We start from the raw sequence: 1,755 nt of genomic DNA on the forward strand, positions 1-1,755 counted from the left end.
CACGGCGGCTTGGCTCTAGGCTTAGATCGCTTGGTTATGATTTTGGCTGGGGAAGAAAATATTCGCCAAGTCATCGCCTTTCCGAAAAATGGTACTGGCTTTGACCCTATGCTGGAAAGTCCAAGTTTGGTGGATCAAAGACAGCTCAAAGAACTGCATTTGGAATTGAAGAATTAGCCTGAAATATGGTAAAATGAAATGATGCGAATTCCTGAAGAAATCAGGAAGAAGCCAAAGAAAGAGGTCGCAGCTACGAGAGCTTGACACCCCTATCTTAGCAAAACAATGCGAGTTTAACCTCGAAAACAAAGATTTTTCTTAGATTTATCGTTTTCGGTCGGTATTCATGCTCGCCTATCTTATGAAAGGAATCAGAGATGAAGATTACTCAAGAAGAAGTAAGTCACGTTGCAAAACTGTCAAAACTGGCTTTTTCACCAGAAGAGACAGCTGAGTTCGCGACGACCTTGTCTAAAATTGTCGACATGGTCGAATTGCTCAATGAAGTGGACACGGAGGGTGTGCCTTTCACTTCCAATGTGGCAGCTAACATCAACTATATGCGAGAAGATGTGGCTCAGCCAGGCTGGAACCGAGAAGAGCTTTTCCAAAATGTACCTGAAAAAGAGCGGGGCTACATCAAAGTGCCTGCCATCCTAGATGACGGAGGAGATGCCTAATGACTTTTAATCACAAGACCATTGAAGAACTGCACGACTTGCTGGTCAAGAAAGAAATTTCTGCAGTAGAGTTAACTCAGGCAACTTTGGCAGACATCAAAGAACGTGAAGCTGCCGTGGACAGTTTCATCACTATCAGCGAAGAAGAAGCTTTGGCACAGGCTGCGGCTCTGGATGCTAAGGGCATTGATGCTGACAATCTTATGAGTGGAATTCCGCTGGCAGTTAAGGACAATATCTCAACCAAGGGGATTTTGACGACTGCTGCATCTAGAATGCTCTACAACTACAAGCCAATTTTCGATGCGACCAGCGTGGAGAAACTCTATGGTAAGGATATGATTATCGTTGGGAAGACCAACATGGACGAGTTCGCCATGGGGGGATCCAGCGAAAACTCTTACTTTAAGACGACTAAGAATGCTTGGGACAGCAGCAAGGTTCCTGGTGGGTCATCTGGTGGATCAGCGACAGCGGTTGCCTCTGGTCAGGTTCGTCTGTCACTGGGTTCAGATACGGGTGGCTCCATTCGTCAGCCTGCTTCCTTTAACGGTGTAGTCGGCCTCAAACCAACTTACGGACGGGTTTCTCGTTTTGGTCTCATTGCTTTTGGTTCTTCTTTAGATCAGATTGGGCCTTTCTCTCAGACGGTTAAGGAAAATGCCCAGCTTCTGAATGTTATTTCTGGTAATGATCCTAAAGATTCTACATCATCACAAGAAGCAGTGCCAGACTTTACTAGCAAGATTGGCCAAGACATCAAGGGCATGAAGATTGCCCTGCCTAAGGAATACATGGGTGAGGGAATTGACAGCAAGGTCAAGGAAACGATACTGGCAGCTGCCAAGCACTTGGAAAGCCTAGGTGCGATTGTTGAAGAAGTTAGTCTGCCTCACAGCAAGTATGGCGTGGCTGTTTACTATATCATCGCTTCCTCTGAAGCTAGTTCTAACCTGCAGCGTTTTGACGGCATTCGCTATGGCTACCGCGCAGAAGGCATTGAAAATCTAGAAGATGTCTATGTCAAATCTCGTAGCGAAGGCTTTGGTGAAGAGGTGAAACGCCGCATCATGCT

At 46.0% G+C, this 1,755-nt stretch carries 3 protein-coding genes; all 3 read left to right on the forward strand.

The genetic code is table 11. The features are described from left to right. Positions 1-177: amino acid--tRNA ligase-related protein (locus Q0191_RS03270; RefSeq protein WP_297663812.1), on the forward strand; the 177-nt coding region annotated here is incomplete at its 5' end. A gap of 200 nt (positions 178-377) precedes the next feature. Then, complete coding sequence (gene gatC / locus Q0191_RS03275; RefSeq protein WP_005591696.1) at positions 378-680, forward strand: Asp-tRNA(Asn)/Glu-tRNA(Gln) amidotransferase subunit GatC; 303 nt, start codon at positions 378-380, stop codon at positions 678-680. After that, positions 680-1,755: amidase family protein (locus Q0191_RS03280; RefSeq protein ID WP_297663810.1), on the forward strand; the 1,076-nt coding region annotated here is incomplete at its 3' end. The genes gatC and Q0191_RS03280, both read left to right, overlap by 1 nt.

It is taken from the genome of uncultured Streptococcus sp., assembly GCF_938036805.1.
Lineage (GTDB): Bacteria > Bacillota > Bacilli > Lactobacillales > Streptococcaceae > Streptococcus.